The sequence below is a fragment of the Cereibacter sp. Soil_C_27 genome, assembly GCF_057657095.1.
Genome location: NZ_JBDGJD010000001.1, coordinates 213,193 through 236,397 on the forward strand (window position 1 = coordinate 213,193; position 23,205 = coordinate 236,397).

At 69.9% G+C, this 23,205-nt stretch carries 27 protein-coding genes; 15 read left to right on the forward strand and 12 right to left on the reverse strand.

The features are described 5' to 3' along the window. Positions 1-25 precede the first annotated feature (25 nt). The 3 genes from AC3A5Z_RS01035 to AC3A5Z_RS01045 all read right to left on the reverse strand — a co-directional run bounded on the left by AC3A5Z_RS01035 (position 26) and on the right by AC3A5Z_RS01045 (position 2,045). Positions 26-1,102, reverse strand: a complete 1,077-nt coding sequence (locus AC3A5Z_RS01035; RefSeq protein ID WP_487517558.1) for a 5-(carboxyamino)imidazole ribonucleotide synthase — start codon at positions 1,100-1,102, stop codon at positions 26-28. After that, positions 1,095-1,577, reverse strand: coding sequence for a 5-(carboxyamino)imidazole ribonucleotide mutase (gene purE, locus AC3A5Z_RS01040; protein ID WP_111467426.1), 483 nt, complete (start codon positions 1,575-1,577; stop codon positions 1,095-1,097). Before purE ends, AC3A5Z_RS01035 begins: the two co-directional genes overlap by 8 nt. 249 nt (positions 1,578-1,826) lie before the next feature. Further along, on the reverse strand, positions 1,827-2,045 hold the full coding sequence (locus AC3A5Z_RS01045) for a YdcH family protein (RefSeq protein ID WP_487517559.1): 219 nt from the start codon (positions 2,043-2,045) through the stop codon (positions 1,827-1,829). Between the two features lie 238 nt (positions 2,046-2,283). Here AC3A5Z_RS01045 and AC3A5Z_RS01050 point away from each other — a divergent pair, with 238 nt between their 5' ends. From AC3A5Z_RS01050 to AC3A5Z_RS01065, 4 genes are all read left to right on the forward strand, one after another. Then, entirely contained in the window at positions 2,284-2,766 is a 483-nt protein-coding gene (locus AC3A5Z_RS01050) for an Hsp20 family protein (protein ID WP_487517560.1), read from the forward strand. Beyond that, entirely contained in the window at positions 2,750-2,977 is a 228-nt protein-coding gene (locus tag AC3A5Z_RS01055) for a DUF1150 family protein (protein WP_487517561.1), read from the forward strand. Before AC3A5Z_RS01050 ends, AC3A5Z_RS01055 begins: the two co-directional genes overlap by 17 nt. 154 nt (positions 2,978-3,131) lie before the next feature. Continuing rightward, positions 3,132-3,608, forward strand: coding sequence for a cytochrome b (locus AC3A5Z_RS01060; protein ID WP_487517562.1), 477 nt, complete (start codon positions 3,132-3,134; stop codon positions 3,606-3,608). A 124-nt stretch (positions 3,609-3,732) separates the two neighbouring features. Further along, entirely contained in the window at positions 3,733-4,227 is a 495-nt protein-coding gene (locus AC3A5Z_RS01065) for a cytochrome b (protein ID WP_487517563.1), read from the forward strand. A gap of 49 nt (positions 4,228-4,276) precedes the next feature. Here the strand turns inward: AC3A5Z_RS01065 and trxB are convergent, their stop codons facing one another. Further along, complete coding sequence (trxB, locus tag AC3A5Z_RS01070) at positions 4,277-5,218, reverse strand: thioredoxin-disulfide reductase (protein ID WP_487517564.1); 942 nt, start codon at positions 5,216-5,218, stop codon at positions 4,277-4,279. Positions 5,219-5,412: 194 nt separating this feature from the next. On the opposite strand from trxB, the gene AC3A5Z_RS01075 reads away from it, so the two are divergent. Further along, positions 5,413-5,913 (forward strand): Lrp/AsnC family transcriptional regulator, encoded by a 501-nt coding sequence (locus AC3A5Z_RS01075; protein WP_487517565.1) that lies wholly within the window; start codon positions 5,413-5,415, stop codon positions 5,911-5,913. A 64-nt stretch (positions 5,914-5,977) separates the two neighbouring features. Here the strand turns inward: AC3A5Z_RS01075 and pgeF are convergent, their stop codons facing one another. Genes pgeF through lgt form a run of 3 tightly spaced genes read right to left on the reverse strand, consistent with a single transcriptional unit; the run spans position 5,978 to position 8,678 of the window. Continuing rightward, positions 5,978-6,730 (reverse strand): peptidoglycan editing factor PgeF, encoded by a 753-nt coding sequence (gene pgeF, locus AC3A5Z_RS01080; protein ID WP_487517566.1) that lies wholly within the window; start codon positions 6,728-6,730, stop codon positions 5,978-5,980. Beyond that, the gene (locus AC3A5Z_RS01085; RefSeq protein ID WP_487517567.1) at positions 6,730-7,788 is read right to left on the reverse strand and encodes a class I SAM-dependent methyltransferase; all 1,059 of its coding nucleotides are present in this window, start codon (positions 7,786-7,788) and stop codon (positions 6,730-6,732) included. Before AC3A5Z_RS01085 ends, pgeF begins: the two co-directional genes overlap by 1 nt. Continuing rightward, entirely contained in the window at positions 7,785-8,678 is an 894-nt protein-coding gene (gene lgt / locus AC3A5Z_RS01090; RefSeq protein WP_487517568.1) for a prolipoprotein diacylglyceryl transferase, read from the reverse strand. Before lgt ends, AC3A5Z_RS01085 begins: the two co-directional genes overlap by 4 nt. A gap of 104 nt (positions 8,679-8,782) precedes the next feature. Between lgt and AC3A5Z_RS01095 the strand changes: the two genes are divergently transcribed. Further along, positions 8,783-9,037 (forward strand): accessory factor UbiK family protein, encoded by a 255-nt coding sequence (locus AC3A5Z_RS01095; protein ID WP_487517569.1) that lies wholly within the window; start codon positions 8,783-8,785, stop codon positions 9,035-9,037. Positions 9,038-9,171: 134 nt separating this feature from the next. Further along, complete coding sequence (locus AC3A5Z_RS01100) at positions 9,172-11,148, forward strand: AsmA family protein (RefSeq protein ID WP_487517570.1); 1,977 nt, start codon at positions 9,172-9,174, stop codon at positions 11,146-11,148. 33 nt (positions 11,149-11,181) lie between these two features. On the opposite strand, the gene AC3A5Z_RS01105 is transcribed toward AC3A5Z_RS01100, so the two are convergent. Then, on the reverse strand, positions 11,182-11,796 hold the full coding sequence (locus AC3A5Z_RS01105; protein WP_487517571.1) for a GcrA family cell cycle regulator: 615 nt from the start codon (positions 11,794-11,796) through the stop codon (positions 11,182-11,184). Between the two features lie 365 nt (positions 11,797-12,161). Here AC3A5Z_RS01105 and AC3A5Z_RS01110 point away from each other — a divergent pair, with 365 nt between their 5' ends. The 4 genes from AC3A5Z_RS01110 to AC3A5Z_RS01125 all read left to right on the forward strand — a co-directional run bounded on the left by AC3A5Z_RS01110 (position 12,162) and on the right by AC3A5Z_RS01125 (position 15,504). After that, entirely contained in the window at positions 12,162-13,343 is a 1,182-nt protein-coding gene (locus tag AC3A5Z_RS01110; RefSeq protein WP_487517572.1) for an acetylornithine transaminase, read from the forward strand. 159 nt (positions 13,344-13,502) lie between these two features. Continuing rightward, a complete protein-coding gene (gene argF, locus AC3A5Z_RS01115; protein WP_136794158.1) occupies positions 13,503-14,429 on the forward strand; it encodes an ornithine carbamoyltransferase in 927 nt (308 codons plus the stop codon). Position 14,430: 1 nt separating this feature from the next. Continuing rightward, entirely contained in the window at positions 14,431-14,922 is a 492-nt protein-coding gene (locus tag AC3A5Z_RS01120) for a DUF1993 domain-containing protein (RefSeq protein ID WP_487517573.1), read from the forward strand. 18 nt (positions 14,923-14,940) lie between these two features. Next, complete coding sequence (locus AC3A5Z_RS01125) at positions 14,941-15,504, forward strand: cysteine hydrolase family protein (RefSeq protein WP_107662866.1); 564 nt, start codon at positions 14,941-14,943, stop codon at positions 15,502-15,504. Here AC3A5Z_RS01125 and AC3A5Z_RS01130 read toward each other — a convergent pair. The 3 genes from AC3A5Z_RS01130 to AC3A5Z_RS01140 form a co-directional block, all read right to left on the reverse strand. Continuing rightward, positions 15,492-16,601 carry an MFS transporter gene (locus AC3A5Z_RS01130; RefSeq protein WP_487517574.1) on the reverse strand — a complete coding sequence of 370 codons (1,110 nt, stop codon included), beginning with the start codon at positions 16,599-16,601 and terminating at the stop codon, positions 15,492-15,494. The two genes, AC3A5Z_RS01125 and AC3A5Z_RS01130, sit on opposite strands and share 13 nt — an antisense overlap. Before the next feature lie 195 nt (positions 16,602-16,796). After that, positions 16,797-19,223: an ATP-dependent helicase HrpB gene (gene hrpB, locus AC3A5Z_RS01135; protein ID WP_487517575.1), complete on the reverse strand. Its 2,427-nt coding sequence runs from the start codon at positions 19,221-19,223 to the stop codon at positions 16,797-16,799. 210 nt (positions 19,224-19,433) lie between these two features. After that, entirely contained in the window at positions 19,434-20,153 is a 720-nt protein-coding gene (locus AC3A5Z_RS01140) for a DUF3108 domain-containing protein (RefSeq protein ID WP_487517576.1), read from the reverse strand. 178 nt (positions 20,154-20,331) lie between these two features. Here AC3A5Z_RS01140 and meaB point away from each other — a divergent pair, with 178 nt between their 5' ends. The 4 genes from meaB (at position 20,332) to AC3A5Z_RS01160 (ending at position 22,758) form a co-directional block, all read left to right on the forward strand. Then, a complete protein-coding gene (gene meaB / locus AC3A5Z_RS01145) occupies positions 20,332-21,309 on the forward strand; it encodes a methylmalonyl Co-A mutase-associated GTPase MeaB (RefSeq protein WP_487517577.1) in 978 nt (325 codons plus the stop codon). A gap of 169 nt (positions 21,310-21,478) precedes the next feature. Next, on the forward strand, positions 21,479-21,763 hold the full coding sequence (gene rpmB, locus AC3A5Z_RS01150; RefSeq protein ID WP_487517578.1) for a 50S ribosomal protein L28: 285 nt from the start codon (positions 21,479-21,481) through the stop codon (positions 21,761-21,763). Positions 21,764-21,873: 110 nt separating this feature from the next. Next, positions 21,874-22,224 carry a hypothetical protein gene (locus AC3A5Z_RS01155; protein ID WP_487517579.1) on the forward strand — a complete coding sequence of 117 codons (351 nt, stop codon included), beginning with the start codon at positions 21,874-21,876 and terminating at the stop codon, positions 22,222-22,224. A gap of 36 nt (positions 22,225-22,260) precedes the next feature. After that, positions 22,261-22,758, forward strand: a complete 498-nt coding sequence (locus tag AC3A5Z_RS01160) for a copper chaperone PCu(A)C (protein WP_487517580.1) — start codon at positions 22,261-22,263, stop codon at positions 22,756-22,758. 73 nt (positions 22,759-22,831) lie between these two features. On the opposite strand, the gene AC3A5Z_RS01165 is transcribed toward AC3A5Z_RS01160, so the two are convergent. Continuing rightward, a complete protein-coding gene (locus tag AC3A5Z_RS01165; RefSeq protein WP_487517581.1) occupies positions 22,832-23,143 on the reverse strand; it encodes a hypothetical protein in 312 nt (103 codons plus the stop codon). Between the last annotated feature and the right edge of the window lie 62 nt (positions 23,144-23,205).

Below are 23,205 nucleotides of genomic sequence, written 5' to 3' on the forward strand. Positions count from 1 at the left end.
ATCACGGGAAAACGGAAGCGGCTCGTCAGTCGGCGGGTTTCAGGATGCGGTTCACATGGCCCATCTTGCGGCCCGGCCGCGCCTCGCCCTTGCCATAGAGGTGCAGCGCCGCGTTCTTCTCGACCGAGATCGCCGGAACCCGGGCGATCTCGTGGCCGATCAGGTTCTCCATCTCGACATCGGCAAAGCGCGAGCCATCGCCCAGCGGCCAGCCGGCGATCGCGCGGATATGCTGCTCGAACTGGTCGACGGTGCAGCCGTTCTGCGTCCAGTGGCCCGAATTGTGCACCCGCGGCGCAATCTCGTTCACGATCAGCAGGTCCGGCGTCACGAAGAGCTCCACCCCCAGCACGCCGACATAGTCGAGCGCATTGAGGATGCGCGCCGCGAGCAGCACCGCATCGGTGCGCTGACCGGCGTTCAGCCGCGCGGGCACGGTGGTGGTGTGGAGGATGCCTTCGAGATGCACGTTCTCGCCCGGATCATAGGCCGCGACCGAGCCGTCGAGCCCGCGCGCCGCGATCACCGAAACCTCATGGGTGAAATTGACGAAGCCTTCGAGCACGGCGGGCTGGCCGTTCATCGCGGCGAAGGCCTCGGGCGCCTGCGCCTCGTCGCTGATCCGCGCCTGCCCCTTGCCGTCATAACCGAGCCGCGTCGTCTTCAGGATCGCCGGCGTGCCGACGCCATGCAGCGCGGCCTCGAGATCGGCCAGCGTGTCGACCGAGCGGTAAGGGGCGACGGTGAGGCCCAGCGAGGTGAGAAAGGCCTTTTCCTCCAGCCGGTCCTGACTGACCGCCAGCGCCCGGCGGTTCGGCCGGATCGGCTTCGCGGCCTCCAGAAGGTCGAGCGCCGCGGTGGGCACGTTCTCGAATTCGTAGGTGATGACATCGACCGAGGCGGCGAAGGCCCTGAGCGCGGCCTCGTCGCTGTAGGGCGCGGTCGTCACCCGATGCGCCACGTCGCCGGCGGGCGGGTTGGCGGCGGGCTCGTAGACATGGGTGCGAAAGCCCAGACGGGCGGCGGCCACCGACAGCATCCGGCCGAGCTGGCCGCCGCCGAGAATGCCGATGGTCGCACCGGGTTGCAGACGATCACTCATCGCGGGGCTCCTCGGGAATGGAGGCGGAAAGCGCCTCGCGCCAGGCATCGAGCCGTGCGGCCAGCGCGGGATCGTTCAGCGCCAGGATGCCCGCGGCCATCAGCCCGGCATTGGCGGCGCCGGCGGCACCGATGGCCATGGTGGCGACCGGATAGCCCTTCGGCATCTGCAGGATGGAATAGAGGCTGTCGACCCCGGAGAGCGCCTTGGTCTGCACCGGCACGCCGATCACCGGCAGCCGGGTCTTCGAAGCCATCATCCCGGGCAGATGCGCTGCGCCGCCGGCGCCTGCGATGATCACCTTCAGCCCGCGGTCGACGGCGCTCTTGCCATAGGTCCAGAGCCGGTCCGGCGTGCGATGGGCCGAGACGATGCGCGCCTCGTAAGCCACGCCCAGCTCGTCGAGCAGGCTGGCGGCCTCCTTCATCGTGGCCCAGTCCGACTGGCTGCCCATGATAAGTCCGACGTCCGCCATCCCGCACCCCCGGTTCCAGAGCGGCGCACTATAACGGTGGCAGGGGCAGGGGCAAGGCGGGGATTGCGCGCCGCGGTTGCGGCCCGAATTTTCTGCGAAAATTCGACAGGGGGCTGTCTGCCCCCTCGCCGCTGCGCGGCTCACCCCCGAGGATATTTGGACAAGGTGAAGGGCAGGTCGCAGCGCGGCAAGGCGGCGGTCCCGGAGGGGCCCGCCCGGAATGCGGTCAAGGTGCCGAGCCCGGACGGCTCAGGCGATGATGTCCGGGATCAGCTGGTCTTCCATCTTGACGATCTGGTCCTTGAGCGACAGTTTCTGCTTCTTCAGCCGGCGCAGGGCCAGCTGATCGGCGCGGCCGCCGCTTTCAAGCGCGTGGATCGCATCGTCCAGATCGCGGTGCTCGCGGCGGAGGACCTCCAGCCGGATGCGCAGCATCTCTTCGAAATTGAGTTCGGTCGACGCGTTCATGGATCTCGCTCGGGATGTTTGAGTCGGCAGGGGGCAGTCCATCTGAAATATAGCGATATTCCCGCGTAACGGGAAGAATTCTGCACGGGTTGCAAACTGTCGCGGCAGGGGGCGCGGCGGCGGGGGGGGGCGGGGGCCGCCCACCCTTGCACGCGACTTTGCCGGCTCCCATATTGGATGGACGGATGCCCTGTGCGGGGTCCGGCACGGATTGTCGCTTGGGTTAAGGGCATGACAGATGACGAAGTTGAGTTTCGGGGGGTCTCCCTATCTTCTGGGGTTCGAGCAGCTTGAGCGGCTGGTCGAGCGCACCGCCAAGACGGCGGGCGAGGGCTATCCGCCCTTCAATATCGAGGCCGTGGCCGACAATGCCTATCGCATCACCCTCGCCGTGGCCGGGTTCCGCGAGGACGACGTGGCGATCACCGTCGAGGACCGCCAGCTGGTGATCCGCGGCCGTCAGGCCGAGGAGGAGGCGCAGCGCGTCTTCCTGCACCGCGGCATCGCAGCCCGGGCCTTCCAGCGCAGCTTCGTGCTGGCCGAGGGGGTCGAGGTGGCCGGGGCGACGATGGAACATGGTCTGCTGCATATTGATCTGCGCCGATCGGTGCCGCAGGCGGTGGTGCAGCGGATCCCGATCGGGCGGGGCCGCGTTGATCCCCAGGGGGCCGTCACCCGAGATTTGGCAAGACAGGAGCAGACCGATGAACGCGAAGCATGATTTCCCGCCGATCGACGCCGCCCGGATGGTCTATGTGCGTCCGGTGGCCGTGACCGAGCTGCCGGACGACGTGCAGCAGATGGCCGAGGGGCTCGAGGTGCTCTATGCGCTGCACAGCACCGATGGCGAACGTCTGGCGCTGGTGCGCGACCGCGGGCTCGCCTTCGCGCTGGCCCTGCAGAACGACCTCGCGCCGGTCAACGTGCACTGAGTGCCCGCCGATGCGCCGCCTTGCGCGGCGCGTCGGCCCGGCGCTGCAAGGGCCCGCTGCCGCGACAACGCGGCGCCTTTTCTTTCGATCCGCCTGTGTCAGCCTTCGGTCTGTCCCGCCCGCATCCGGGCGCGCCAGGGTCAGGAGGTCTCTCATGGCGGAAGAAACCGGATACACCCGACTTCAGATCAGGCTGCACTGGGCCATCGCTGGTCTGGTGCTCTTCAACTTCGTCTTCGCCGGGACGATGGAGCGCGCCTATGACGCGCTGCGCGAGGGACAGTTGCCGGAGGGGGCGGGGCATTACCTGCATATCCTCGTCGGGCTCGCCGTGCTGCTCCTCACCCTTGTCCGGCTGGCCGTGCGCTTCGTCTCGGGCGCACCTGCCCATGGCGCGACGCGGGGCGACCGGGTGGCGGCGGGGGTGCAGGGGCTGCTCTATGCGCTGACGCTGCTGGTGCCGATCCTCGGCATGATGACCTGGGGCGGCGACATCGCCGCGGCGGCGGGGCCGCACGGGATCGCCGCGACCGCGATCATGGTGCTGGCCGGGGTGCATGCGGTCTCGGCGCTGTTCCACCAATATGTGCTGAAGGACCGGCTGCTGCTGCGGATGATGCGCGCCCGCTGATCGAGGCGTCGAAAGCGCGGGGGCCGGGCACACGGTCAGGATGCTGTCAGCCTGAGGGGGCATGGAGGGGGAGCGGTCGTGAAGACCACCCTGCCGGATCGCCGGCTTCTCGATGGGAGATGTCATGCAAACCACCCAACCCCCGGGCTACAGCGGCCTGCAGATTGCCCTGCACTGGGCCATCGCGGCACTCGTCCTGTTCAACTACCTCTTCGGCGAAACCATGGAAGAGGCCTATGACGCCGTCTATGAAGAGGCCGGGGCCGCCAGCGGTCTCGGCTATCAGCTGCATGTCTGGGTCGGGCTGGCCGTGCTGGCGCTCGTGCTGCTTCGGCTCGGCCTGCGCCTGACCGCCGGGGTCATCCCCGCCGTCACCGCGGGGCCGGCGCTGCTCGACCGCGGCGCGGCTGTCGCGCACGGGCTGCTCTACCTGCTGATGGTGGCCGTGCCGGCTCTGGGCGCCACCGCGTGGTTTCTCGGGGTCGAAGAGGCCGCCGATCTGCATGGCGCGGCGGTCAACATGCTGATGCTGCTTGCCGGTCTGCATGCGGCGGCGGCGCTGTTCCATCAGTTCGTGCTGAAGGACCATCTGCTGCGCCGGATGATGCGGGCCCGCTGAGACCCGCGGGGGCGCCGTGGCGCCCCCGTTTCTCGACGAGAGGTCTTCGTCAGGCGATCCCCGCGAGGAAGCGCTCCGCATCCAGTGCCGCCATGCAGCCCATGCCAGCCGAGGTCACGGCCTGCCGGTAGACGTGATCGGTGAGGTCGCCCGCCGCGAAGACGCCCGGAATCGAGGTCTGCGTCGTGCCGGGCTGCACCTTCACATAGCCGCCGTTGTGCAGCTCCAGCTGGTCCTTCACCAGCTCGCTTGCCGGGGCATGGCCGATCGCCACGAAGAAGCCGCTGCAGGGCACTTCGGTGATGGCGCCGGTCTCGACATGCCGGGCGCGTACCGCGGTGACGCCCAGCGGCGTCTCGTCGCCCACCACCTCGTCGACACCGTGATTCCACAGGATTTCGATCTTGGGATGCTTGAACAGCCGGTCCTGCATGATCTTCTCGGCGCGCAGGCTGTCGCGGCGGTGGATCAGCGTGACCTTGGTGGCGAAATTGGTCAGGAACAGCGCCTCCTCGACCGCGGTGTTGCCGCCGCCGATCACCACGACCTCCTTGCCGCGGTAGAAGAAGCCGTCGCAGGTGGCGCAGGCCGAGACGCCAAAGCCCTTGAACTTCTCTTCCGAGGGCAGGCCCAACCAGCGCGCCTGCGCCCCGGTCGCCAGAATCACCGCATCGGCGGTGAACATCGTGCCGCTGTCGGCCATGGCCACGAAGGGCCTCACCGAGAGATCGAGCGAGGAGATGTAATCCGAGATCACCTTGGCTCCCATCGCCTTGGCATGCTCCTCCATCCGCACCATCAGGTCGGGGCCCTGCACATGGGTGTCGCCCGGCCAGTTCTCCACCTCGGTGGTGATGGTCAGCTGCCCGCCCGGCTGAATGCCCTGCACCAGCACCGGGTTCAGCATGGCGCGGGCCGCGTAGACCGCGGCGGTATAGCCCGCCGGGCCGGATCCGATGATCAGTACCCGCGTGTGACGTGTTTCGGCCATGCTCTGCCCCTTGCCCCGTTGCGCATATCGGCGCCTCATATAGGCGCTGCCGCGGGCCGCCGGAAGCCCCAAAGGCCCCGTTGCGCGGCGGGGCGGATTTGCGTAACTGTGCGAAGAAATCTTGCGCGGTCGCGAAACAATATTGCGCCAACCGTGGCGAGACTCTAATGTCCCCGCTCAACAAGGAGACCGTCATGGCTGGCTCTAAGCTGGACCCGATCGACCGCCACATCCTGGCCGAACTGCAGGCCGATGGCCGCATGACCAATGTCGAGCTGGCCAAGCGGGTCGGCATCTCGGCCCCGCCCTGCCTGCGCCGGGTGCGCACGCTGGAGGAGGCGGGCTACATCCGCGGCTACCACGCCGACATCGACCCGCGCGAGCTCGGGTTCGAGGTGCAGGTCTTCGCCATGGTCCGGCTGCAAAGTCAAGCCGAAGTCGATCTCTCGGCCTTCGAGCAGCGCTGCCGCGACTGGTCTCTGGTCCGCGAATGCCACATGCTGAACGGCGAGATCGACTTCATCCTGAAATGCGTGGCGCCCGATCTCTCCACCTTCCAGAGCTTCCTGACCGAACAGCTGACCTCGGCGGCCAATGTGGCCTCGGTGAAGACCAGCCTGGTCATCCGCTGCGCCAAGGACGAGCCGGGTGTGCCCTTCGACGTGCTGGAAGCCCGGCTGCAGCGCAGCGCCTGACGGCAGGGCGCAAAAGTTTCGCGAAACTAGTCTCAAAATCCTTCCAGGGATTTTGGTGCCCGGATTACAGCCGGATCACCGAGACCAGCCGCCCGTAATCCGCCTCACCCGCATGGGTGGTGCGGCGGTAGGAGAAGAAGCGATCCGGATCGGCATAGGTGCAGTGCCGCGTCCATTCGGCATGGCCCACCCCCGCCGCGCGCAGCCGCTCGAGCCCGAAGCCCGGCAGGTCGAACAGCGCCCGGTTGCCGTGCCCCTGGGCGAAGAAGCGCGCGCTCTCCGGCGCCTCGTCCAGAAAACCCTCGACGAATTCCGGTCCCACCTCATAGGCGGCCTGGCTGATGGTCGGGCCGATGACCGCGACGATCCGGCTGCGTTCGGCGCCGAGGCCTTCCATCGCGGCGATGGTTGCTTCCAGCACGCCGTCGCGGGTGCCGCGCCAGCCGGCATGGGCGGCGCCGATCACCCCGGCTTCGGCATCCGCCATCAGCACCGGCTGGCAATCTGCGGTCAGGATGGCCAGCGCCACCCCCGGCGTCGCCGTCACCATGCCATCCGCGCGCGGGCGCTTGGCGACGGGCCCCGTCAGATGCACCACATCGGCGGAATGCACCTGATTGATGCTGATGAGGTTTTCCGGCGCGACGTCCAGCGCCGCGGCGACACGGGCGCGGTTGATCGCCACCACTTCCGACAGATCGGTGCTGCCCGGTCCGCAGTTCAGTCCGCGGAAGATCCCCGAAGAGGCGCCGCCCTTTCGGGTGAAGAAGCCATGCCGCAGGGGCGCCAGAGCTTCGGCCGTCAGAATTTCCAGCATCAATCAAATCCCGGTGGTGGCGCCGAATGGGGCGGATGGACTGCCAGCGCCTTGAACAGCGTTCCCATTTCCGTGGGGGCGGTCAAGCGCCGATATGCGGCAAGATGGTTTTCCCGCCGCTCGCCCTCCAGTTGCCCGGCGAGTTTCGCCGCCCGCGCCGCCATCCCGAGCTTCAGGAGCAGCGCACCCTGTTCGGTGTAGCTGCAGGCGCAGGGGGAAGCGGCGCCAGCCAGTGCCTCGAAATCGACATGCGCCGTCAGATCGGCCTCGCCCGGCGCCTCCAGCGGATCGGCGAAGCGATGCGCCCTGAGCGCCTGCAGCGTATCCCGGCGGGAACGCCAGCCGCCGTAGTCGATGACCAGCGCCACCCCGCCATGACCCGCGATCCGCTCGGCGATCGCGGCCATGATCGGCGCGGCGGCAGGGCTGATCTCCACCACCTCGCCCGGGCCGGTATCGGCCAGCCGGTGCTCCAGCGCCGCCAGCCGGGACGCCCCGGTCAGGCCGAAGCTCAGCCGGCCCTCGGCAAGCCCCACCACCCGCTCGCGCCAGCCTTCGCCGTCGCGGACGAACTGGCGGATCGGCAGCGCGTCGAAGAACTCGTTGGCGAGGAGGAACAGGGGCCGGTCGGGCAGGGCGGAGACGCCCTCGACCCAGTCCACCGGATAGGCCGCCAGTGTCTCGCGCTGCACCGCGCGCAGCCGGGCCGAGGCCTCGACCAGCACCACCCGCGCCGCCGCGTGAAAGCCCGGCACGCCGCGCGTCGCCCGCAGGGCATCGGCCATCAGCGTGCCGCGCCCCGGCCCCAGCTCGGCCAGGGTGAAGACTTCGGGCGCGCCCTGGTCGAGCCAGCTCTGTGCGAGGCAGAGGCCCAGCAGCTCGCCGAACATCTGGCTGATCTCCGGCGCGGTGGTGAAATCGCCCGCCACGCCGAAGGGCTCGCGCGTCGCGTAATAACCGTGCTCGGGATGCAGCAGGCAGTCGGCCATGTAATCGGCCAGGCTCAGCGGCCCCGCCGCCTCGATCCGGCGGATCAGCAGGTCGGCGAGCGGGGTCATACCGCCTGCGAGGCGACCGCCCGCCGCGCCCGCATCATCAGCCAGAGCCCGACGGCGATCATTGGCAGCGACAGGATCTGCCCCATGGTCAGCCCCCAGCCCCCGACGTGCCAGGCGAGACCCAGCGGGTTGCCCGCGCTGACGAATTGCGCATCGGGCTGGCGGACGAATTCCACCAGAAACCGCGCCAGCCCGTAGCCCGCCAGGAACAGCCCCACCGTGCGCCCCGGCCAGGCCAGCCAGCCGCGCCGCCAGACCACGAAGAGCAGCAGGGCGCCGAGGATCAGACCCTCCATCGCCGCTTCGTAGAGCTGCGAGGGATGACGTGCGCAGACGCCGACGACGCCCGCACAGGTCTGCGCCGCCTCGCCCGGGAAAGCCACGCCCCAAGGCAGGTCGGTCGGCCGGCCCCAGAGCTCGGCGTTGATGAAATTGGCCAGCCGCCCCAGCAGGAGCCCCGGCGGCGTCGCCACCGCCATCAGGTCGGCGGCAGAAAGCATCGGGATCTTCTCGCGCAGGCAGAAGACGATGCCCGCCACCATCACGCCCAAGAAGCCGCCGTGGAAGGACATGCCGCCCTCCCAGACCTTCAGGATGTCGCCCGGATGCGACAGATACCAGGCCGGCTGGTAGAACAGCACGAAGCCGAGCCGCCCGCCGAGGATCACGCCCAGGATCACCCAGGTCAGCAGCCGCTCCACCTGCTCGGCGGTCATCGGCGGGGTGCCGGGCCAGAGCCGCGGCGTGGCGATCATCCGCAGGACCAGCCGCCAGCCGATCACCAACCCGGCGATATAGGCCAGCGCATACCAGCGCAGCGCCACAGTGATGCCGAAGACCTCGACCGAGAAGATTTCGGGCGCGAGGTCCGGGAAGGGGATATAGGCCATGCGGTTTCCTTTTGCCGCGGTTTTCCGGTGCCGCTGCGGCGAAGTCAACCTTGCGCGCAGGGCCTGCCCCGACCATATAGCCAGAAGCCACGGAGGGAACCGCCATGCAGACCCGCAACAAATTCTTCGACGACATGTCGCAGCTGATGACCAACGCGATGGGCGTGGCTCAGGGTGCGAAGACCGAGGCCGAGACGGCGATGAAAGGCTTCATCGACCGCTGGATGGCCGACCGCGATTTCGTCACCCGCGAGGAATTCGACGCCGTGCGCGCCATGGCGCAGAAGGCCCGCGAGGAGAACGACGCGCTGTCGGCCCGCCTCGCCGCGCTGGAAGCCAAGGCCGCGCCCAAGGCCTGAGCCGCCTGCCTCGCGGCAACATCGGCGCCCGCCTCATAGGCGGGCTCTCGCAACCGTGAGTCTGCGCGCTGCCGCAGCCCTTGTTGCAGCTTTTCCCAGCCGATAGGCTTGCCCCGAACGGCAAGGGAGGCCTCATGCGCTGGATTATCCGCGGGATCGGAGTGGTGCTGGGGCTCGCGGCACTTGTTGTGGCCTTCATCCTGCTGATCCCCGGCGAGCGGATCGCCGCCATCGCCACCAGCCAGTTCCAAGCCAGCACCGGCCGCGCCCTGACCATCGAGGGCGACATCAGCCCCTCGCTCTGGCCGCATCTCGGCGTCACCACCGGCCCGGTCACCGTCGCCAATGCCGACTGGTCCAGCGAAGGCCCGATGCTGCGCGCCGAGGCGCTGGAGATCGGCATCGACATGGGCTCGCTCTTCGGTGGCGTGCTGCATATCACCAACATCGACGTGCAAAATCCCGTGATCCTGCTGGAGCGCGCCGCCGACGGCCGCGCCAACTGGGATTTCGCCCCCACCGGCACCGCTCCCGCCGTGCCCGCCGTGCCCGCCGATCCGCAGGCCGGGCAGACGGGTGAGGCCGCCGCAACCCCCTTCACCCTCGACTCCGGCACGATCACCAACGGCACCGTCACCTATATCGATCAGGCCAGCGACAGCCGCGCCACGCTTTCGGCGCTGACCGCCGAGGCGAAGCTGCCCGCCTTCGCCGGGCCTGCCGACATCAGCCTATCGGGCGTGATGAACGACCAGACGCTGCGGCTGACCGGGCGCGTCGGTGAATTCGCCCCCTTCATCCAGGGCAGCCTCGTGCCGCTCGATGTCACTGCCGAGATCGGTGCGGCGCGGCTCGGCTTTGCCGGGCGTCTCGCCACCGCCCCGCTTGCCGCGGAAGGCAAGATCGACGCCGACCTCAAGGATCTCTCGCAGCTCTCGGCCTTCCTGCGCCAGCCCAAGCCCGACCTTCCGGCCGGGCTGGGGCGGCAGTCGGTGGCGGTGCAGGGCGCGCTGACCGTGGCCGATGGCGGTTCGATCCACCTGCGCGACGGAGTCGTCTCGCTCGACGGCAACCGGCTGATGGGCGAGGCCGATCTGACCACTGGCGGCGAGCGGCCCAAGCTCAGCGCCACGATCCGCGCCGGCGATCTCGATCTCTCGGCGCTGCAGGGCGGGGCGGGCGAGGGCAATGACGCCGCGCCCGGCACCTCCGGCTGGTCGAAGACCCCGATCGACGTCAGCGCCCTCGGCCTGATGGATGCCGCCATCGCCCTCAACGCCGACAGCCTGCGTCTGGGCAAGGCGCGGCTCGACAAGACCCGGCTCCTCCTCACCGTCGACCGCTCCCGCGCCGTCTTCGACATCCGCGAGATGAACGCCTATGGCGGCACGCTCACCGGCAATTTCGTGCTCAATGCCCGGCAGGGCCTCTCCACCGGCGGCGACGTGAAGCTGACCGGCCTCGCGCTGCAACCGCTGCTGCAGGATCTCGCCGACACCGACCGGCTGATTGGCACCGGCGATCTGGAGATGTCCTTCCTCGGCGTCGGCACCAGCATGGACGCGATCATGCAGAGCCTTTCCGGGCAGGGGACGCTGCGCTTCGGCAAGGGCGAGCTGCGCGGGCTCGATATCGCCGGGATGCTGCGCACCCTCGACGCCGGCTATGTCGGGCAGGGGGCGAAGACCATCTTCGACAGCATCTCGGCTGGCTTCAGTGTCGAGCGCGGCGTGCTGCGCAACGACGACCTGATCTTCGCCGCACCGCTTCTGCGCGCCACCGGGGCGGGCACTGTGGGCCTGGGCCAGCGGGTGCTCGACTACCGCCTGCTACCCTCGGCGCTGCCGCGCGAGGACGGCACCGGCGGCATCACCGTCCCCCTGCTGATCGACGGCCCATGGGACGACCTGCGCTACCGGCTCGACGTCAAGGCGCTGGTCAACGACCGCGCCGAAGCCGCCGCCCGTGCCCGGCTGGAGGAGAAGGCCCGCGAGTTCGGCATCGTGCCGGAAGAGGGCGAGTCGCTGGAGGATGCCGCAAAGCGCCGCGCCCGCGACGCGCTTCAGGACGAGGCGGCGCGGGCGCTGAACCGGCTTCTGGGCGGCAACTAGCGGCAGCGCCTGCGCTGCGCGCCTGTCGGTTGATCAGCGGCGGCGGTCGCGCCGCGCGCTCATCGGCTGGAAGGCGACGCCGACATGGGCCTCGCAATAGGGCTTGCCCGCCAGCGAGGGCAGGCCGCAGAACCAGAAATCCTCGGTCGCCGGATCGCCGATCGGCCATTTGCAGGTCCGCTCGGTCAGCTCCATCAGCGTCAGCCGCTTGGCGTGCTTCTCCACCTCGCGCACCGAGGCCAGCGCCTCGGGGCTGATCTCGTTGGCCGAGGGCTGCGGCGGCAGCGGCTGGCCCGCGGGGATGATCGCCTTGCGCATCGGGATCGGCGCGGCGGGGGCCGGGGCAGGGGCCGCAGCGGCAGCCGCCGGTGCGGGACGCTCGGGGGCGACGCGCGGCTCGGGTGCCGCGCGCGGCGGCTCCACGGGCTTGGCCGCAGCCTCCGGGCGCGGCGGGGCCGCCACGATCTCTTCCTCGGGCTCGGCGCGCTCGGCGCCGTTGCCGACGCGGTTCGACAGGCCGAGCCGGTGCACCTTGCCGATCACCGCGTTGCGGGTCACGCCGCCAAGTTCCTTGGCGATCTGGCTGGCGCTCTGGCCATCCGCCCACATCTTCTTGAGCGTCTCGACGCGCTCGTCGGTCCAGGACATGCCGCAACTCCGGTCAGGGGAGAACCCGGCGTTTCCGCCCAAGGGTTCCTGAGATTTCCGGTATTCTAACCGGGACAGTCGCAGATACAAGCTGTCCCCCCGGATTTCAAGGCCCGCACCGTGCCGCAGCTCGTGGGGGATGGACAGAATCCGCCCCGCAGGCTATCGCTCCGCCATGATCGCCCGGCACACCCTCGTCCTGCTGCCCCGACGCCGACGCCCCCGCGCGTAAGCGACCGATCGCGGCTGCCCTCCCTCGGCGGCCCACCGTCCCGCCCTCAGGGGCAAATTCCCCCACCGATGCCACGTTGACTTGAGGCGCTGCCTGCGGCACCCCTTATGTCTTGCACCAAGGACCCCATGCCATGATCCCTGCCGTCCTGCCGACCTACAACCGTGCCCCGCTCGCCTTCGTCAAGGGAGAGGGCTCCTGGCTCACCACGGAGGACGGCGCGCGCTACCTCGATCTCGGCGCGGGCATCGCGGTGAACGTGCTGGGCCACGCCAATCCCGATCTGGTCGAGACGCTGACCGCCCAGGCGCAGCAGCTCTGGCATGTCTCCAACCTCTACCGCATCCCCGAGCAGGAGCGGCTGGCCCGGCAGCTGGTCGAGGCGACCTTCGCCGACACCGTCTTCTTCACCAACTCCGGCACCGAGGCCGCGGAACTGGCGATCAAGATGGTCCGCAAATACTGGACCGAACAGGGCGACCCCGACCGGATCGAGATCCTGACCTTCGAGGGCGCCTTCCACGGCCGCTCCACCGGCGCCATCGCCGCGGCCGGGTCGGAGAAGATGACCAAGGGCTTCGGCCCCCTGATGCCCGGCTTCCGCAGCCTGCCCTTCGGCGACCATGACGCGCTGCGCGCCGCCCTGACCGATCGCACCGCCGCGGTGCTGATCGAGCCGATCCAGGGCGAGGGCGGCATCCGCGTGTTGCCCGACGCCTGCCTCAAGGGCCTGCGCGATCTCTGCGACGAGACCGGCGCCCTGCTGGTCTTCGACGAGGTGCAATGCGGCATGGGCCGCTCGGGCCGGCTCTTCGCGCATGAATGGTCCGGCGTCACCCCCGACATCATGATGGTCGCCAAGGGCATCGGCGGCGGCTTCCCGCTCGGCGCGGTGCTGGCCACCGAACGCGCCGCGGTCGGCATGGTCGCCGGCACCCATGGCTCGACCTATGGCGGCAACCCGCTCGGCTGCGCCATCGGCGCCCGGGTGATGGAACTCGTCAACGACGACGCCTTCCTCGCCGAGGTCAACCGCAAGGCCGCGCTCTTCAGCCAGAAGCTCGAGGGCCTCGTCGCCGCCCATCCCACGGTCTTCGAGGCCGTGCGCGGCACGGGGCTGATGCTCGGGCTGAAATGCCGCGCGCCCAACACCGATGTGGTGAAGGCGAGCTATGCCGAGAACCTGCTGACCGTTCCCGCCGCCGACAACGTGCTGCGGCTCCTGCCCGCGCTCAACATCCCCGATGCCGACATCGCCGAGGCAGTCGCCCGGCTCGACCGCGCCGCCAGCCGGGTCGAAGCCGATGCGGCCTGACATCTGCCCGCATCTGGGCGAGCGGGCGCAGCGGTCGCACCGACGAGCAGGGACGACCGACCCCACGTCTTCCCTTTTCAAATATCCCCGGGGGTGAATGCGCCGAAGGCGCAGGGGGGGCGGGAGCCCCCTTCGCCCGGGTAACGAAAGCCAGACCCAGTGAATCATTTCCTCGACATCCACAAGACCGACGCCGCCGCCCTGCGGCAGATGATCGACAGCGCCCATGCGATGAAATCCGCCCGCAACGGCCGCCCCAAGGGCGAACCCGACGACGTGCAGCCGCTCAAGGGCCGCATGGTGGCGCTGATCTTCGAGAAGCCCTCGACCCGCACCCGGATCTCCTTCGACGTCGGCGTGCGCCAGATGGGCGGGCAGACCATGGTGCTCTCGGGCGCCGACATGCAGCTCGGCCATGGCGAGACCATCGCCGACACCGCCCGCGTGCTCAGCCGCTATGTCGATCTCATCATGATTCGCACCTTCGAGGAACAGACCCTCCTGGAGATGGCCGAATACGCCAGCGTCCCGGTGATCAACGGCCTGACCAACCGCACCCACCCCTGCCAGATCATGGCCGACGTGATGACCTACGAGGAGCACCGCGGCCCGATCGCCGGGCGGCAGGTGGTCTGGGCGGGCGACGGCAACAATGTCTGCGCCTCCTTCCTGCATGCGGCGGGCCAGTTCGGCTTCGACTTCACCTTCACCGGCCCGCCCACCCTCGACCCCGAGGCGGAATTCGTCGGCTACGCCCGCGACAAGGGCAGCCGCGTCAGCATCGAGCGCGATCCGGGCAAGGCCATCGCCGGTGCCGATCTGGTGGTCACCGACACATGGGTGTCCATGCACGATCCGGCCTCCGCGCGGGAGCGGCGGCACAACCAGTTGCGCGCCTACCAGATCAACGAGCGGCTGATGGCGCAGGCCAGCCCCGAGGCGCTGTTCATGCATTGCCTGCCGGCGCATCGTGACGACGAAGTGACCAGCGCGGTGATGGACGGCCCGCATTCGGTGGTGTTTGATGAGGCCGAGAACCGCCTCCACGCGCAGAAGGCCGTGATGCGCTGGTGTCTGGGAGTCTGAGATGTATCGCTATTCCGTTCCGCCGATGCTGCGCAACCTGCGCGCGCTGAGCGCAATCCTCGCCAAGGCCGAGGCGCATTGCACCGCCCGCAAGATCGAGCCCGAGGCGCTGCTCGGCTTCCGGCTGTTCCCGGACATGCTGCCTCTGACCCGTCAGGTGCAGCTCGCCTGCGATTTCGCCGCCCGCGCCGCGGCCCGGCTGGCCGGGGCCGAGATGCCGAGCTTTCCCGACACCGAGACCAGCTTCGCCCAGCTGATCGCCCGCATCCGCACCGCGACCGACTACATCGAATCCTTCGATGCCGGTCAGTTCGAGGGCGCCGAGAGCCGCAGCATCACCATGAAGCAGCGCGGCGGCGAGGTGACGATGACCGGGCTCGATTATCTGACCGGCTTCGCCCTGCCGAACTTCTACTTCCACACCGCCACCGCCTACGACATCCTGCGTCACAACGGGCTGGAGATCGGCAAGATGGATTACGTCGGCAGCTGACAGGGCAAGGGGGTCCGCATGACGAAGACCGCGCTTCTGGTGATCGACATGCAGATGGACATGGCCTTCCGCATCGCGGAGGGCCAGCCCCACACCGGCCCCGACGTGCCGGGGCGCATCGCCGAGCTGCTGCAGCTCTTCCGCGAGACCGGTCGCCCCGTGCTGCACGTCCACCATTCCGAACCTGAGCCGGGGTCTCCCTTCCACCCCGACATGCCCGGCGCCGCGCCGATGCCCTGTGCCCTGCCGCAGTTCCACGAGCCGGTGTTCCGCAAGACCACCTCCTCGGCCTTCCCCTCCACCGATCTCGAGGCGCATCTGCGCGCCAACGGCATCGACCGTCTGGTGATCTGCGGCGCGGTGGCGGCCTTCTGCGTGAATTCCACCACCCGCTCGGCCTCCGATCTCGGCTTCGCGGCGATCGTCGTCGAGGATGCCGTGCTCGGCTTCGGCCTGCCCGACCGCGCCGGCGGGATGCTCCCGCCCGAGACCGTGCTCGCCGTCACCCTCTCGGCGCTCGATCTCGATTTCGCCCGCGTCCTGCCGACAGCGCGCATCGCCGAGGCGCTTCAGCCCGCGTAATCCGCCGCCGCCGCGCGTTTCGCCGAGGCCACCACCAGCAGCAGCAGCACCGCCAGCGCCGCATAGGTGACGCGGAAGCCGATGTGCTCGGCGACGAAACCGATGGTCGAGGGCGCCACCAGAATCCCCATGTAGCCCATCATCGCCACGGTGGAGATCCCCACCCCCGGCGGCAGCCCCGGATGGTTGCCCGCCGCCGAGAAGGCGATCGGCACCATATTGGCGATCCCGAGCCCGGCGAAGGCGAAACAGGCCACCGCCGTCAGCTCGCCCGGGGCCAGACTCGCGCCCAGAAGCCCCGTCGCCGCGATCATCCCCGACACCCGCAGCGTCCGCACCGCGCCGAAACGGTTGCGCACCGCATCGCCCAGAAACCGCATCAGCGCCATCGCCCCCGAGAAGAAGCCGAAGGCCAGCCCCGAGGTCGCCACCGACCCGCCCAGCTCCTTGGAGACATAGAGCGCCGCCCAATCCAGCACCGCGCCCTCCGGCACCATGCAGAACAGCGCCATCGCGCCCAAGAGGTAGACCGAGGCGTCGCGCGGGAAGTGGCTGCGGCGCTGCTTCCCGGCCTGCACCGCCGGCGTCTCGCTGATCAGATGCCGCATCGCCGCCAGCACGATCGCCAGCGCGGCCAGCGAGATCACCAGCGCCTGTGGCCGCGACCCCCATCCGGCGATCAGCGCCCCGCCGAGCCCGCCGCCGAGAAAGCCGCCGAGGCTCCAGAACCCATGCGAGGAGGACATGATCGCCCGCCCCAGCCGCCGCTCCACCTCCACCGCATTGGCGTTCATCGCCACATCCATCACCCCGATGAAGGCGCCCATCGCCACCATCGCCGCGCTCAGCACCGTCAGGTTCGGCGCGAACACCACCCCCGCCAGCGTGAAGCTCGCCAATATGCCGAAGACCGACACCACCCGGCGCGAGCCGTAGCGCGCCGTCAGCCCGCCCGAGAGCGCCATCGCCCCCACCGCGCCCACGCCCAGCATCAGGATCAACAAGCCCAGCACCGCTTCGCTGATCTGGTGGCGCGGCAGCAGCAGCGGGATCTGCGGCGCCCAGCCGCCCATGACGAGACCGTTGGAAAAGAACATGGCGGCAACCGCCCACCGCCCGCGCCGGACGTTCTGGATTTCGGAAGTCACTGGCTCACCTCAAGATTGCCGCCCCTGCTACCCCGGCCCCGCGACAGCGGAAAGCCGGGAGCGGCGCCGGATGCGCCCTCGCGCCGGGTTCCCGCCGAGCGCGGTAACATCAGGCCGCGCCCGGTTGCACCGCTGCAACGATCCTCACGTTCCACGCGGTTTCGCCCGCATCGTCGGCTCCGCCACCGTCGGATCCTCCGGCCAGGGGTGGCGCGGATAGCGCCCGCGCATGTCGCGCCGCACATCGGCATAGGAGCTGGCCCAGAAGCCCGGCAGGTCCATTGTCACCTGCACCGGGCTGCCTCCCGGCGACAGCAGGGTGATGCGCAGCGGCAGCCGCTTCGGCCCGACCACCGGATGTTCGGTCACCCCGAAGAGCTCCTGCAGCTTCAGCTCGATCCCCGGCGCCTCGCCACCGTAATCCACCGGCACCCGCCGCCCCAGCGGCGTCTCGAAGGCCGAGGGCGCCAGCCGGTCCACCAGTTGCACCCCGTCCCAGCCGATCAGCGCCCGGAGCGGTTCGGTCAGATCGAGGCTCCGCAGATCCGCCTCGGTCCGCTTGCTCGCCAGATAGGGCAGCAGCCAGTCCCCCTCGGCCAGGAGCGCCGCATCCGACACATCCGGCAGCGTCCCGCCCTCGCTGCGGCAGAGCGCGATCCGCGCCCTGAGCCGCCGCGCCGCCGGGGTCCAGGGCAGGCCGATCAGCCGCAACCCGTCGAGCGCCGCCCGCGCCAGCGCCTCGGGCGGCGCGTCGGCCCAGATCCGGTCCTCCAGCACCAGCGCGCCGAAGACCTCCTGCCGCCGCGCGATGACTCGGCCCTCGCGCCGCGACCAGTCGCAGACCTCGCGCCAGCCGATCTCGGCGCCGAAGATCTCGCGCAGTTCGGCCTCTGCAAGCCCCACTGCCTGCCGCACCTTCGCCTCGCGCGCATCGCCGTCGAGATCGGTCGCCACGATCAGCCGCGCCCCCGACAGGGGCAGCCCCGGCTCCATCGCCGCCCCCTTGCCGCCCGACAGCACCCAGCGCGGGGCCTCGCCCTTGCGCCTGAGCCCCACCCGGTCCGGATAGGCCAGCGCCGCCATCTGGCCCAGCGACAGCCCCGGCCCGGGCCCGAGCCCCCGCCCCAGCCGCCGCGCCTCCTGCCGGATGCGCTCCAGCGTCGCCCGGTTCAGCTCATTGGCATGCTCGCGCTGGAACCGCCCCGGGTCGGCCACCGCCGCCATCCGCAGCGCCAGATCCGGCGGCCCCTTCACCGGATCGCGCTCGGCGAGCAGCGCCGCCAGCGGCGCCGCCTCCACCCCGGCCCGCAGCAGCATATGCCCGAGCCGCGGATGCAGCGGCAGCGCCGCCAGCGCCCGCCCGTGATCGGTGATCCGCCCCCCGGCCAGCGCGCCGAGCGCCTCCAGAAGGCTCCGCGCCTCGCCCAGAACGCCGGGATTGGGCGGCGTCAGGAAGGCCAGATCGCCGCTGCCCCAGAGCGCAAGTTCCAGCGCCAGCCCGGTCAGATCCGCCGCCTCGATCTCGGCAGGCGGGTAGGGCGCCAGCCCGCCTTCCTCGCCGCGGGTCCAGAGCCGGTAGCACACACCTTCTGCCACCCGCCCGGCGCGACCGCGGCGCTGCTCGGCCTCGGCCCGCGTCACCCGCTCGGTCACCAGCCGCGACATGCCCGAGGCCGCATCGAAGCGCGCCCGCCGCGACCGTCCGGCATCGACCACCACACGGATGTCGGGAATGGTCAGCGAGGTCTCGGCGATCGAGGTCGCCAGCACCACCTTGCGCCCCGCCGAAGGCGCCAGCGCCGCCCGCTGTGCGTCGAAGGCCATCGCGCCGAACAGGGGCCGAACCTCGCAGTCCGGCAGCCGCAGCAGGCTCTCCACCCGGCGGATCTCGCCTTCACCCGGCAGGAAGACCAGCACCCCGCCCGTCGTCTCGGCCACCGCCTGCGTCACCAGCGCGGCCACCTCGGTCTCGAGCCGCGCCTTCTGCCCCAGCGGCCGCGCCAGCCAGCGCGTCTCCACCGCGAAGGCCCGTCCCGCCGAGGTGATCACCGGCGCATCGCCCATCAGCGCCGCCACCGGCGCCGCATCCAGCGTGGCCGACATGGCGATCAGCAGCAGATCCTCGCGCAGCGACCCGCGCACCTCCAGGGCCAAGGCCAGCCCCAGATCGGCATTCAGGCTGCGCTCGTGGAATTCGTCGAAGATCAGCGCCGAGATCCCCTCCAGCGACGGGTCCGACTGGATCATCCGGGTCAGGATCCCCTCGGTCACCACCTCGATCCGCGTGGCCTTAGACACCTTGGCCTCGCCGCGGATCCGGTAGCCGACCGTCGCCCCCACCGGCTCGCCGAGGCTTTCCGCCATCCGCTCCGCCGCCGCCCGCGCCGCCAGCCGCCGCGGCTCCAGCATGACGATCCGCCCGTCGCAGAGCCCCGCCGCCAGCACCGCGAGCGGCACCCGCGTGGTCTTGCCCGCGCCGGGTGGCGCCTGCAGCACCGCCATCCGCCGCGCCCGCAGCGCGTCGATCAACCCCGGAAGGGCCTCGTCGATGGGAAGGGCAAGATCCGCCATGCCGCCTTATCGCCGCCCCCGCCGGGCAGGTCCAGCCCACCCGGCAAAGGTCCTCCCGCCGGGAGCGGTCCGGCACCCCCCATTTTCTGTCGAAAAATATCCCCGCCGGAGGCTCCCCCCGACTACACAGGCGTTCCCGCCCGACGCCCCTCCCGCGGCAGCCGCCGCGCGGGGGCTCGATGCCCCCAAGCGGCGTCCTCCGGGGCGGATTCAGCGCCGGGTCAGCGTCGCCCGGCCATAGAGCGTGTCGGTCGCCACCTCCACCACCCGCATCCGCCCGCCCTCGATCGGCGCATAGCTCAGCGTGAAGGGAAAGCGGGTCTTCTCGGCCATGTCGTCGTCGGAATAGCCCGCCACCCGGCGGAACTCCCCGGCGCAACTCACCCCCGCAGCGGTGGCCTGCGGCGCGCCCAGAACCAGCTCGGTCCGCCGCCGCCCGTCGAAGATCTGCAGTGACCGGTCGCATTCCTGCCCGGCGTCGACATCGCGCAGCGTGGCGTAGAGCGCGGTCAGCGGGTCCACCGTGCCGCCCTGCGTCGCGGGGTCGACATCATAGGACCGCGGCTCGCGCGCCGGCTGGTACTCCGTCACCTGCGGCACGCCGGCGCGATATCCCATCACCGCCCGCGACTGCCGCTTGCCGGTATCGGCCGTCTCGGAATAGCGCGCCGGCACATAGCCGCCCCTGCCGACCCGGCCCTGCACCGTCGCGTCATAGCGCACCCGCTTCAGCATCCCGAGCAGCCCGCCGCTCTCCAGCTTGCCGTTCACCGCGTAGCCGCTGCCCTCCTGCACGCCCGAGAACACCAGCGACCCCGCCCCGAGCCCGCGGATGCGCAGGTCGAAACTGGCGCTGTCGGTCGTCTGCGCCGCCGCCGCCCCTGCGGCACAAAGCGCCACTGCCACCATGCCGATGCGAAATGCCTTCATCGTCAGCCCCGTTGCCAAGGCGCCCGCAGGCGCGTCCCCTCTGGCATATCCCTCCCGGACCGGGCACAAAAGCCCAAGCCCGGGCCCCCGGCTGACAATCGCGTCAGCGCGGGCTCGCCACAGGCAATCCCCCGCCGGGGCAGGGCTCCGGCAAACCGAATACCGCCGGAGCCGCCGCATGACCGCTGCTGATCTCGCCCCTCTCATTGCCGCAGGCGACCGCCGCGCGCTGGCCCGGGCGATCACGCTGGTGGAAAGCCGGCGCGCCGATCACCGCGAGGCGGCGCTGACGCTGCTGGCCGATCTCGCCCGGCTGAAGCGGCAGGCGCTGCGCATCGGCCTCTCCGGCACCCCCGGCGTCGGCAAATCCACCTTCATCGAGAGCTTCGGCCTGATGCTCACCGCCGAAGGGCTGCGCGTCGCGGTCCTCGCCGTCGATCCCTCCTCGGCGCGCTCCGGCGGCTCGATCCTCGGCGACAAGACAAGGATGGAGCGGCTGTCGCGCGAGCCCCTGGCCTTCATCCGCCCCTCGCCGTCGCAGACCCATCTCGGCGGCGTCGCCCGCCGCACCCGCGAGGCGGTGGCGCTCTGCGAGGCGGCAGGCTTCGACATCATCCTGATCGAGACGGTCGGTGTCGGCCAGTCGGAGACCGTGGTGGCGCAGCTCTGCGACCTGTTCCTGTTGCTCCTCGCCCCGGCAGGCGGCGACGAGCTGCAGGGCGTGAAGCGCGGCATCATGGAGATGGCCGACCTGATCCTCGTCAACAAGGCAGACGGTGATCTGAAGGCCGCCGCGATGCGCACCGTCGCCGATTATTCCGGCGCGCTGCACCTCTTGCGCCGTCGCCCGCAGGACCCCGAGGGCTTCCCCAAGGCCTTGCCGGTCTCGGCCCTGGCCGACGAGGGACTCGCCACCGCCTGGGCCGAGATGCAGACCCTGATCGGCTGGCGCCGTGCCCAAGGCCATTTTGACCGCCGCCGCGCCGAACAGGCCCGCCACTGGTTCGAGGAGGAGGTGCGGCAGGGCCTGCTCGCCGTCCTCACCCGCCCCGGCCCCGCGCGCGAGGCGATGGCGCGGCTCGGCAGCGCCGTGACCCAGGGCGCGCTCACCCCCGAAGCCGCCGCGGCCGAACTGCTTGCAACCCTGCCGTCCTGAGCCCATCCATGTCCGGCGGGGCAGGGCGCAAGGCTCCTGCGGCCCTTCCGCCACAATGCCTTTGGTGAATCGCTTGACGCCTCCGGCTTTTCCCCCTAAAGCACCCCGATGGAATTCGGCGCGCTGCCTTTGGCGGTGCCCAGCACGTTTAAACCAAAGGATCACGACCATGTCGCGCGTCTGCGAACTCAGCGGTAAAGGCCCGATGTCTGGCAACACGGTCAGCCACGCCAACAACAAATCCCGTCGGCGCTTCCTGCCGAACCTGAACGAGGTCACGCTGATCTCCGACATCCTCGGCCAGTCGTTCAAGCTGCGCATCTCGGCCCATGCCCTGCGCACCGTCGACCACCGCGGTGGGCTCGATGCCTTCCTCGCCAAGGCCAAGGACGACGAGCTTTCGCTGAAAGCCAAGGCGATCAAGAAAGAGATCTCCAAAGCTCAGGCCGCCTGAATTCCTTCAGCGTCTGTCGGAAAGGCCCTCGGGGAACCGCAGGGCCTTTTGCGTTTGCGCCCCTTGGCCAGTTGCGGCAGGCCGGGGCGCGCGGCTATAAGCGGCGCATGATGCGGCTTCGCCCCCTTCTGTCCCTCGGTCTGGCGCTGGTGCTTGCGCTCACCTCGCTGACGATGGCCGTCGCGCGCGGTCAGGCGATGCCTGCGGGCGAGATGGTGATCTGCTCGGGCTATGGCGTCACCACCGTCACCGTCGATGCCCAGGGCAATCCGGTCGGCATCCTGCATCCCTGTCCGAAATGCCTCTCGGCGCTGGCCCTTTGGCTCGCGCCCACGCCGCCCGCCACACCCTCGGCGCCCCTCGGCCACAGCCGCCTCGCGGGCCCGGTGCCGATGCTGCCTGCCGAGGCCACCGATCCCGCGCCGCCCCGCGCGCGCGGCCCGCCTGTCACCCGGGTCTGAGCCTTCGCCTCTCCCCTTTCCCGACAGGATCACATCATGTCTTTCAAAGCCCTTCTGGCCGCTGCTGCGGTCGTCTTCGCTCTGCCCGCCTTCGCCCATGACGGCGTCCATGTCTCCGATGCCTATGCCCGCGTCTCGGGCCCCACTGCCAAATCCGGCGCGATCTTCCTCAAGATCGAGAACCACGCCACCGAGCCGGATCGTCTGGTCTCCGTCGCCTCCGACGTCGCTGTTCAGACCGAGCTGCACACCCACAAGGAAAGCGCCGACGGCGTCATGCAGATGCTCAAGGTCGAGGAAGGCTTTCCCGTCCCCGCCGGCGAGACCCATGCGCTGGCCCGGGGCGGCGATCACGTCATGCTCTTGGGGCTGAACCGTTCGCTGGCCGATGGCGATGTGGTGCATCTGACCCTCACCTTCGAGCGCGGTCAGGTGATCGAGGTGGATGTGCCGGTGGATTCCAAACGCGCCGACGCGCCGATGGATGGCATGGGCACGACGGGCGGCATGGATCACGGCACCCATTCCAACTGAACGAAAAAGGGCGCCCGCAGCACGGGCGCCCTTTTTCCATTCCCTCGGGCGGCGCGACGCCGCCCGGGCCGGATCAGCTGCAATAGGCCTGCGCCGTCTCGCCGAACTGCTTGTAGCGCGCCCAGAAGGCGTTGTCGGAATCGCGCTTCGACACGCGGGTTTCCTGTGCCTCGTCCGGGTTGAGGAAGAATTTCGCCGCCCGGCGCTGGTCGCCGCCGCGCAGGGTCATGTCCGCGACCTGCTGGATGCAGCCGCAGGTGGCGCGGCTGGCCCCGCCGTTGCTGGCGCGCAGGCATGCGCTCTCGATCGGGCCGGCGGAAGCGAAGGTCGTGGAAAGCGGAAGCGCAAGCAGAGCAAGCGCGGCTGCACGTGTCAGGTTCTTCATGTCACTGCCTCTCGTAAGGGCAGGGTATCTCCCTGCCGCAGGTGTTTTTCTGCCCCGACTAT

Excerpts from the sequence above, each read along its gene's own strand:
- AC3A5Z_RS01035 (WP_487517558.1), bottom strand. The coding sequence starts at position 1,102 with ATGAGTGATCGTCTGCAACCCGGTGCGACCATCGGCATTCTCGGCGGC.
- purE (WP_111467426.1), bottom strand. The coding sequence starts at position 1,577 with ATGGCGGACGTCGGACTTATCATGGGCAGCCAGTCGGACTGGGCCACG.
- AC3A5Z_RS01045 (WP_487517559.1), bottom strand. The coding sequence starts at position 2,045 with ATGAACGCGTCGACCGAACTCAATTTCGAAGAGATGCTGCGCATCCGG.
- AC3A5Z_RS01050 (WP_487517560.1), top strand. The coding sequence starts at position 2,284 with ATGACGAAGTTGAGTTTCGGGGGGTCTCCCTATCTTCTGGGGTTCGAG.
- AC3A5Z_RS01055 (WP_487517561.1), top strand. The coding sequence starts at position 2,750 with ATGAACGCGAAGCATGATTTCCCGCCGATCGACGCCGCCCGGATGGTC.
- AC3A5Z_RS01060 (WP_487517562.1), top strand. The coding sequence starts at position 3,132 with ATGGCGGAAGAAACCGGATACACCCGACTTCAGATCAGGCTGCACTGG.
- AC3A5Z_RS01065 (WP_487517563.1), top strand. The coding sequence starts at position 3,733 with ATGCAAACCACCCAACCCCCGGGCTACAGCGGCCTGCAGATTGCCCTG.
- trxB (WP_487517564.1), bottom strand. The coding sequence starts at position 5,218 with ATGGCCGAAACACGTCACACGCGGGTACTGATCATCGGATCCGGCCCG.
- AC3A5Z_RS01075 (WP_487517565.1), top strand. The coding sequence starts at position 5,413 with ATGGCTGGCTCTAAGCTGGACCCGATCGACCGCCACATCCTGGCCGAA.
- pgeF (WP_487517566.1), bottom strand. The coding sequence starts at position 6,730 with ATGCTGGAAATTCTGACGGCCGAAGCTCTGGCGCCCCTGCGGCATGGC.
- AC3A5Z_RS01085 (WP_487517567.1), bottom strand. The coding sequence starts at position 7,788 with ATGACCCCGCTCGCCGACCTGCTGATCCGCCGGATCGAGGCGGCGGGG.
- lgt (WP_487517568.1), bottom strand. The coding sequence starts at position 8,678 with ATGGCCTATATCCCCTTCCCGGACCTCGCGCCCGAAATCTTCTCGGTC.
- AC3A5Z_RS01095 (WP_487517569.1), top strand. The coding sequence starts at position 8,783 with ATGCAGACCCGCAACAAATTCTTCGACGACATGTCGCAGCTGATGACC.
- AC3A5Z_RS01100 (WP_487517570.1), top strand. The coding sequence starts at position 9,172 with ATGCGCTGGATTATCCGCGGGATCGGAGTGGTGCTGGGGCTCGCGGCA.
- AC3A5Z_RS01105 (WP_487517571.1), bottom strand. The coding sequence starts at position 11,796 with ATGTCCTGGACCGACGAGCGCGTCGAGACGCTCAAGAAGATGTGGGCG.
- AC3A5Z_RS01110 (WP_487517572.1), top strand. The coding sequence starts at position 12,162 with ATGATCCCTGCCGTCCTGCCGACCTACAACCGTGCCCCGCTCGCCTTC.
- AC3A5Z_RS01120 (WP_487517573.1), top strand. The coding sequence starts at position 14,431 with ATGTATCGCTATTCCGTTCCGCCGATGCTGCGCAACCTGCGCGCGCTG.
- AC3A5Z_RS01125 (WP_107662866.1), top strand. The coding sequence starts at position 14,941 with ATGACGAAGACCGCGCTTCTGGTGATCGACATGCAGATGGACATGGCC.
- AC3A5Z_RS01130 (WP_487517574.1), bottom strand. The coding sequence starts at position 16,601 with ATGTTCTTTTCCAACGGTCTCGTCATGGGCGGCTGGGCGCCGCAGATC.
- hrpB (WP_487517575.1), bottom strand. The coding sequence starts at position 19,223 with ATGGCGGATCTTGCCCTTCCCATCGACGAGGCCCTTCCGGGGTTGATC.
- AC3A5Z_RS01140 (WP_487517576.1), bottom strand. The coding sequence starts at position 20,153 with ATGAAGGCATTTCGCATCGGCATGGTGGCAGTGGCGCTTTGTGCCGCA.
- meaB (WP_487517577.1), top strand. The coding sequence starts at position 20,332 with ATGACCGCTGCTGATCTCGCCCCTCTCATTGCCGCAGGCGACCGCCGC.
- rpmB (WP_487517578.1), top strand. The coding sequence starts at position 21,479 with ATGTCGCGCGTCTGCGAACTCAGCGGTAAAGGCCCGATGTCTGGCAAC.
- AC3A5Z_RS01155 (WP_487517579.1), top strand. The coding sequence starts at position 21,874 with ATGCGGCTTCGCCCCCTTCTGTCCCTCGGTCTGGCGCTGGTGCTTGCG.
- AC3A5Z_RS01160 (WP_487517580.1), top strand. The coding sequence starts at position 22,261 with ATGTCTTTCAAAGCCCTTCTGGCCGCTGCTGCGGTCGTCTTCGCTCTG.
- AC3A5Z_RS01165 (WP_487517581.1), bottom strand. The coding sequence starts at position 23,143 with ATGAAGAACCTGACACGTGCAGCCGCGCTTGCTCTGCTTGCGCTTCCG.